The organism is Pseudomonas sp. SDI (assembly GCF_003105155.1).
GTDB lineage: Bacteria > Pseudomonadota > Gammaproteobacteria > Pseudomonadales > Pseudomonadaceae > Aquipseudomonas.
The window spans coordinates 36399-43576 of the sequence record NZ_QETK01000036.1 but is presented as its reverse complement, the minus strand read 5'-3'; the positions used below and the strand labels follow the sequence as shown (position 1 = coordinate 43576).

Below are 7178 nucleotides of genomic sequence, written 5' to 3'. Positions count from 1 at the left end.
GTTAACCCGAGGCCGAGTGGAGCCTGCGATCTGTGGGGTGAGGGCCATGGATGGCCCGAAAGCGCCGTTGGCCCATGGATGGGCCGTCGGCGCGGTCCCCGCGGATCGTAGGCGGAGGGAGGGGACCCGGAGCGCAGCGTAGGGCCGAGAGGTGGGGCGAGCCCTTTGCTTACTTTGGGGCGTTTGCCAAAGTAAGCCGCCGTCAGGGCGGAAAGGTGAAGTGGCCTCGCCATGGCAAATGGATATGCTCGCCAAGATCAAGAGCATCGCCGGCAAGGCCAGCTTCCACGGGTTCCCACGGCGTGGGGGCTAGCGGTCGGTCTAGCTTTGGGCTGGTTTGGCTTCGAGGCCTTTGACCAGCGACTCGGTCAACCCTCTGGCCATCTCCAGCAACTGCTGAGTGCACTGGCCGAAGTCTTGTGCCACGCCGTGGCTGTGCTCAACGGCTTGGGCACTGGCGGCAACGGCACAGCGGAGCAAAAGACTGACATGCACCAAAGCATCCTCAATCCCCACACCGGGCTGCACACGAAATAGATCCGCATGTTCAGGGCAATGGCCGATGGAGGTTTCTTTGGTAACGAGGGAATGAAGCGGGGGATCGGGGACAATTTTTTTCATGGCACTTCACTAGTTTGGTGATGCCATCACCTTTCGTCGCCAAACAAAGAGGTGGCAGCTGAATGCGGGTTGGCGAACCGGCAAACTAGTGAATCCGGCAGGGTCGAAACCCTCCCGCACACAGCCGCCATAACAGGAAATGTTATGGAAAAGCGCTAGTTTGCCTGGGTCGCCAAACCCAGTAATCACTGATTTGTCAGTGACCGACTGAGCCTAGTGGCAGGGCTTCCCAGGGGCAACCGCGACTTTTCAGAAGAATTTGTAGGATAAATCCGCTGACAAGTTTGAGGCCTTACCGCCCTCATCGTGGGACGAGCCCGCTCCCACAAGGGGCCGATATGAACCGGCCACTGTGGAAGCGGGCTCGTCCCGCGATAGCGATCAAGAAGACAAATACGAAGACCGCGTCAACCCCAACCGCAAAGCATCCAGGAACTGCGTCCGCTCACGCACCGTAATCTTCGCGCTGGCCACCTTGTCGCGGTAATGCGTCATCAACTCTTCCGGCGACAAGTGCACATAGCGCAGCATGTCCTCGATCGTATCGTGCGTCTCGATCCCGGCGTGATACACCGAGCCATTCGGGTTCTGGTAAATGTTCACCGAGTCGGTATCACCGAACAGGTTGTGCATATCCCCCAGAATCTCCTGATAGGCACCCACCAGGAAGATCCCCAGCAAGTAATCCTCACCCTCGTTGATCCCGTGTACCGGCAAGCTGGTCTCGATGCTCTGCTCATCCACGTACTGGTTGATCTTGCCGTCCGAGTCACAGGTCAGGTCCTGCAGCACCGCCCGGCGCATCGGCTCTTCGTCCAGACGATGCAACGGCAGAATCGGCAGCACCTGGCCAATCGCCCAGGTGTCCGGCAGGCTCTGGAACACCGAGAAGTTGCAGATGTACTTGTCCGCCAGCTTGTCGTTCAACTCGTCCAGCACCTGGCGGTGCGAACGCTGCCGCGCCTTCAGCGAGTTGTGCAAACGCCGGCACACCGCGAAGTAGCACTGCTCGGCCAAGGCCTTCTCGGCCAGGGTGATCTTGCCGTCGGCATACTGCGCCGCCACGTCGCTCATGTAGTGCGTCGCGCGCCAGTAAGTCTCGGTGACCATCTCGATATCGGTCGGGCCGAGCAGATCGGCCAGCCACTGCACAGTCTCCGGCAGGCTTTCCTTGTTCTCGATCTGCGGCACTTCGTCGTTGTGCTTCTCGACGTCGGTGACCTGCACCACCAGCATCGCGTGGTGCGCGGTCAGCGACCGGCCACTCTCGGAGAAGATGTGCGGATGCGGCAGGCCCTGCGCGTCGCAGAACTCCTTGAGCATGCCCACCACCACCCCGGCGTAATCGTCCATGTCGTAGTTGATCGAGCTGGCATTACGCGAGTGCGTACCGTCGTAGTCCACACCCAGGCCACCGCCCACGTCGATATGGTCGACCGGCAGGTTCAACGCACGCAGCTCACCGTAGTAACGGATCGCTTCCTTGAAGCCATGCTGGTAGTCGGCCAGGTTGGCGATCTGCGAACCCATGTGGAAGTGCAGCAGGCGAATGCCCTGGTCCAGACCGGCATCGCGGAACCGCTGCACCACGGAAATCAGCTGCGCCGCCGACAGGCCGAACTTGGACTTCTCGCCACCGGTGTCCGCCCATTTGCTCGACGCCAACGACGACAGCCGCACGCGCAGCCCCACCTGTGGCTTGACCTTGAGCTCGGCGGCTTCTTCGATCACCAGCGCCACTTCCGACTCTTTCTCGATCACGATGAACACATTGTGACCGAGCTTCTGGCCCATCAGCGCCAGGCGAATGAACTCACGGTCCTTGTAGCCATTGCAGACGATGGTGCCGCCCTTCGGCGCCAGCGCCAGCACGGCCAGCAGCTCGGGCTTGGAGCCGGCTTCAAGGCCGATGGAAACGTTTTGCGTGGCGATGATGTTTTCCACCACCGCTTCCTGCTGGTTGACCTTGATCGGGTACAGCGCGGTGTACTCGTTCTGGTATTCCAGGCGCGCGATGTTGGCGTCGAAAGCGCCAGTCAGCTGGCGTACGCGGTCTTGCAGGATGTCGGGGAAGCGCACCAGCAACGGCAGCGACAGGCCGCTCTTGCGCAGTTCGTCGACCTGCTCGAACAGGTCGATCGGCGCACTGGCCGGGCCGTTCGGGCGAACTTCGACACGCCCGGCTTCATTGATCGCGAAATAACCCGCGCCCCAATGGCGAATACCATAGACACTGCGGCTGTCCGCTACGGTCCATTGGCTGCCATCGTCTTTGCGTGTGCGTCGTACGGACATCAAAGTCCCCTATAAAGAATTCAGAACACCGGCCAAGCGGGATGGCGCAGTGTAAAAAATGAAAATGACGATTTCCCCATGCAAGGCATAGACCCTTGTCACGGGAACGAGTTTAGAAAGCGGTGAGCGAAAATGCGCGGGCAGGCGCTTAGCCGCCGGATTTTTTCGCCTTGAAACCCTGTTTGCTCAGCTCGCCAAGCAACAGCTCGACGTGGTCGCCCTGAATCTCGATGACGCCGTCTTTCAACGCGCCACCGGTGCCGCAACGCTTCTTCAGCGTGGCCGCCAGATCCTTGAGCTGCTCCAGGGGGAGAGGAACACCGCTGACTGTCGTCACCGTCTTGCCGCCACGACCTTTGCTTTCGCGGCGCACACGAGCGATGCCATCGCCTTCGGGGATGACCGTTTGCTTGCAGATGCAGGCATCGACGGGTTTGTTGCAGTCCGGGCAGTGCCGGCCTGTGTCGGTGGAGTACACCAGGCCACCGAGGGCGGCGGCAAATGATGCGGCTTTTTTGGCCACTTTTGATCCTCTATGTTGAGGACAAAAACTGGTCGACGCCCCTGGCAGGGGACCGACCGCGAAGCCCCACTCTGGCAGGGGCAGCGCACCTGCCGCAGACAAGCCGTGGCAGGGTAAAAAGGTCGCGCAGTGTAACGACAAATGCGCCCGTTGCTAAGTATAAATCTGCGCCATTTTGCACAGTTTTAGCGACGTCAGGCCCGGCGGTCGATGTAGCGGTTCAGCGCAGCCAGCGAGTCGGGGCAATACGGCGTGCGCAGGGTCTCTTCCAGGGCGGTTTTCAGCGGGATGAAACGGGCTTCGCTGACCTCCTCCGGCTGCAGGCGCAAAGGCCCGTCCCAGACCGCCGAGAACACCGCGCACCAGAGCCGGTTACCCGGTTGGTCGAAGAAAAACCGCTCGTGAAAGGTCAGCGCCACACCACTTACCCCCAGCTCTTCCTCCAGCTCGCGGGCGGCCGACGCTTCGTAGCTTTCCTGTTCGGCGACCATCCCGCCAGCGGCCACGTCCCAGTAACCGGGGTAGATCGCCTTGCTCAGGGTGCGCCGATGCACGCACAGCTCACCGGCACTGTTGAACAGCAGGATGTAGGTGCCGCGGCCGATCAGGCCCTGCTCGCGCAACTCGGCCCGCGGCCGGGCGCCGAGCAGGATGTCCTGCTCGTCCACCCAGGCGATCCGTTCGGCGTCGGAGGCCGCGCGGTGCGCGACCTCGGCTGCACTGATAGCCATCAGCCTTGCGACAGCAACTGACGCAGGTCGATGACTGCGGCGTTGGCCCGGGAGATGTAGTTGGCCATCACCAGCGAATGGTTGGCCCACATGCCGAAGCCGCTGCCGTTGAGCACCATCGGGCTCCACAGCGGCTCTTGCGAGGCCTCCAGCTCACGAATGATCTGGCGCACGCTGACCGTGGCGTTCTTCTTCGCCAGCACGTCAGCGAAGTCGACCTCGATGGCTCGCAGCAGGTGCGACAGTGCCCAGGCCTGGCCACGGGCTTCGTAGAACACGTTGTCGATCTGCATCCATGGCGTTTCGACCACTTCCTCGTCAACCTGCGGCGCCTGGCCCGGCGCGACGCTTTCGGTCTTCAGGGTGCTGTTGAGCTTGACCCGGCCGACGCTGGCCGACAGCCGCTGCGACAGCGAGCCAAGACGGGTGGCGACATCGCCCAGCCAGTTGTTGAGGTTGTCGGCGCGGGTGTAGAACAACGCGCCCTGCTGATCCGGCGAGGCCAGGCGCTTCTGGTAGCGGGTCAGCGAGCTGATGCCTTCCTGGAACTCGGATTCGCTCGACGGCAGGATCCAGCTCTTGTTGTCGAAGTTGAACCTCGGCTCGGCCTTGGCCAGGTCCGGGTCTTCGGTGGACTGCGACTGCGAACGGGCGAAGTCTTTACGCAGGGCCCGGCTCAGGTCACGCACCTGCACCAGCACGCCATATTCCCAGCTCGGCATGTTGTCCATCCACAGGCCGGGCGGGAAGCGGTCGTTGGAGATGTAGCCGCCCGGCTTGTGCAGCAGGGTGCCGGCAACGCTCTTGAGGGTTTCGACGGTGGTGTAGCCAATGACCATCTGCTGGCCATTGCGCTCGGCGGCAGCCTGGGCGTTTTGCTGAACCGGGAACAGTTCCGGCTCTTCGCTCCAGTACCAGCCCAGGGCAATGGTGACCACCAGGTAGAGGCCGATCAGCGCCCCCAGCGAACGGCTGAGCAGGCCGCTGAAGTAGCTGCGCGTGGCCGCGCCACGGCTATCGGTCCGCTCGCGCGACTCGGCTTTGCCTGTTCGGTTTTTCCAGTCCAGCATGGCGTTGTCCTTTCTGTCAGGTCATGTCCAGAGTTCGACCGCAACCCCCGGCCATCGTGCCGGCGCAGCGCCAGAATACACGGCGAACGCCACAAGCCAGGGTCGGCATGAATGCCTGCACTATAAATCAAGCCTGCCGCTTCGCATAAGCGACTATCGGGTCACGAACTGAATTAGGTGCCGGATCAGTAAATTGATGTAAGACACTCGATTGCCGGGAAAGTGGTGCTAGCATAGAGCCATCACTCGAATGCCTCACCCCTCTAATAAGTAGTCAGGACATGACCGAGCCAGAAGACCCGAATCGTGAGCGCCTCAAGCAACACTTTGCCCAGCGGGTCATCCACCAGGCTCGGCAAATCCTCGAAATCTGGCAGCGCCTGCAGCGTAGCGAGTGGTCGACCGGTGACCTCGGCGAACTGAGCGAGGCCAACCTGCGCCTGCAACGCTATGCCGAGCGCTTCGAGCAACCCGAACACAGCCAGCTGGCCGACGCCATCGGCCAGACCCTGGCCGCCGTCGAAGCCAACAGCGCGCGCCTGAGCAGCCAACTGATCAGCGAACTCAACCGGCTGATGCAGCGCCTGTCGCGCACAGGCCTGCGCCAGGGCGACCAGCTGGAGCAAACGCCGCTGCCGCCGCTGCGCAAACCGATCTACGTGATGCTGCAGGACCACGAGCGCGCCGAGCGCCTGGCCAAGCAGCTGGAGTTCTTCGGCCTGGGCGTCGAGGCTTTATATAGTGCAGCGGCCTTCCAGGCGTCGATGACCGAGCGCCTGCCTTCGGCCATCGTCATGGACGTCGACTTCGGCGGCCCAGGCCTCGGCCTGCAACTGGCCGCGCAAGCCCAGCAGGGCCTGGAGCAGCGCGTGCCGCTGCTGTTTTTCAGCCTGCATGAAACCGACACCCCGACCCGCCTGGCTGCCGTGCGCGCCGGCGGCCAGGAGTTTCTCACCGGCACCCTGGAGGCTTCGAGCCTGCTGGAGAAGGTCGAGCTGCTCACCAGCGTCACCCAGTACGAGCCGTTCAAGGTGCTGATCATCGACGACTCGCGGGCCCAGGCGCTGCATACCGAGCGCCTGCTCAACAGCGCCGGGATCGTCACCCGCACGCTGATCGACCCGATCCAGACCATGGCCGAGCTGGCTGACTTCCAGCCCGACCTGATCATCCTCGACATGTACATGCCAGCCTGCACCGGCACCGAACTGGCCAAGGTGATCCGCCACAACGACCGCTACGTAAGCGTGCCGATCATCTACCTGTCGGCCGAGGACGACCTCGACAAGCAGCTCGATGCCATGAGCGAAGGCGGCGACGACTTCCTGACCAAGCCGATCCGTTCGCGGCACCTGATCACCACCGTGCGCAACCGTGCAGCACGGGCGCGCAACCTCAAGGCGCGGATGGTCCGTGACAGCCTGACCGGGCTGTATAACCACACGCACATTCTGCAATTACTGGAAGACTGCAGCTTCCGCGCACGCCGCGAAGAGCGCCCGCTGAGCTTCGCCATGCTCGATATCGACCACTTCAAGAAGGTCAACGACAGTCACGGCCACCCGATGGGCGACCGGGTAATCAAGAGCCTGGCGCTGTTCCTCAAGCAACGCCTGCGCAAAACCGACTTCATTGGCCGCTATGGCGGCGAAGAGTTCGCCATCGTCATGCCGAACACCGATATCCATGCAGCGCACAAAGTGCTCGACGAGATTCGCCGGCGCTTCGCCGAGATTCACTACCCGGCGCAGCCGCGCGACCTGTCCTGCACCTTCAGTGCCGGCGTGGTGGAACTGAGCGAGGGCCTCGATGCCCTGAGCATGGCCACCGCCGCCGACGAAGCGCTGTACCTGGCCAAGGGCGCCGGCCGCAACTGCGTGCAACGGGTCGAGGCCTGAGCACTGCCGGCAATGTGCCACTTTTTTCCCCGCACGGCCG

6 protein-coding genes are annotated in these 7178 nt (G+C 62.4%); 1 reads left to right on the top strand and 5 read right to left on the bottom strand.

Annotated elements, in window-relative coordinates; all coding sequences use genetic code 11:
* Positions 1 to 321: 321 nt before the first annotated feature.
* From DCO48_RS20010 to DCO48_RS19990, 5 genes are all read right to left on the bottom strand, one after another.
* Entirely contained in the window at positions 322 to 621 is a 300-nt protein-coding gene (locus tag DCO48_RS20010) for a DUF3077 domain-containing protein (protein WP_116552336.1), read from the bottom strand.
* 381 nt (positions 622 to 1002) lie between these two features.
* Positions 1003 to 2916, bottom strand: a complete 1914-nt coding sequence (gene speA / locus DCO48_RS20005; RefSeq protein WP_116552335.1) for an arginine decarboxylase — start codon at positions 2914 to 2916, stop codon at positions 1003 to 1005.
* A gap of 148 nt (positions 2917 to 3064) precedes the next feature.
* Positions 3065 to 3439 carry a translation initiation factor Sui1 gene (locus DCO48_RS20000; RefSeq protein WP_116552334.1) on the bottom strand — a complete coding sequence of 125 codons (375 nt, stop codon included), beginning with the start codon at positions 3437 to 3439 and terminating at the stop codon, positions 3065 to 3067.
* Positions 3440 to 3633: 194 nt separating this feature from the next.
* Positions 3634 to 4170, bottom strand: coding sequence for an NUDIX hydrolase (locus DCO48_RS19995; protein WP_116552333.1), 537 nt, complete (start codon positions 4168 to 4170; stop codon positions 3634 to 3636).
* Positions 4170 to 5240, bottom strand: a complete 1071-nt coding sequence (locus DCO48_RS19990) for a DUF2333 family protein (RefSeq protein WP_116552332.1) — start codon at positions 5238 to 5240, stop codon at positions 4170 to 4172. The genes DCO48_RS19995 and DCO48_RS19990 overlap by 1 nt, the downstream gene beginning before the upstream one ends.
* Before the next feature lie 281 nt (positions 5241 to 5521).
* Between DCO48_RS19990 and DCO48_RS19985 the strand changes: the two genes are divergently transcribed.
* A complete protein-coding gene (locus tag DCO48_RS19985; protein ID WP_116552331.1) occupies positions 5522 to 7138 on the top strand; it encodes a PleD family two-component system response regulator in 1617 nt (538 codons plus the stop codon).
* Positions 7139 to 7178 lie beyond the last annotated feature (40 nt).

Excerpts from the sequence above, each read along its gene's own strand:
- speA (WP_116552335.1), bottom strand. The coding sequence starts at position 2,916 with ATGTCCGTACGACGCACACGCAAAGACGATGGCAGCCAATGGACCGTA.
- DCO48_RS20010 (WP_116552336.1), bottom strand. The coding sequence starts at position 621 with ATGAAAAAAATTGTCCCCGATCCCCCGCTTCATTCCCTCGTTACCAAA.
- DCO48_RS19985 (WP_116552331.1), top strand. The coding sequence starts at position 5,522 with ATGACCGAGCCAGAAGACCCGAATCGTGAGCGCCTCAAGCAACACTTT.
- DCO48_RS19995 (WP_116552333.1), bottom strand. The coding sequence starts at position 4,170 with ATGGCTATCAGTGCAGCCGAGGTCGCGCACCGCGCGGCCTCCGACGCC.
- DCO48_RS19990 (WP_116552332.1), bottom strand. The coding sequence starts at position 5,240 with ATGCTGGACTGGAAAAACCGAACAGGCAAAGCCGAGTCGCGCGAGCGG.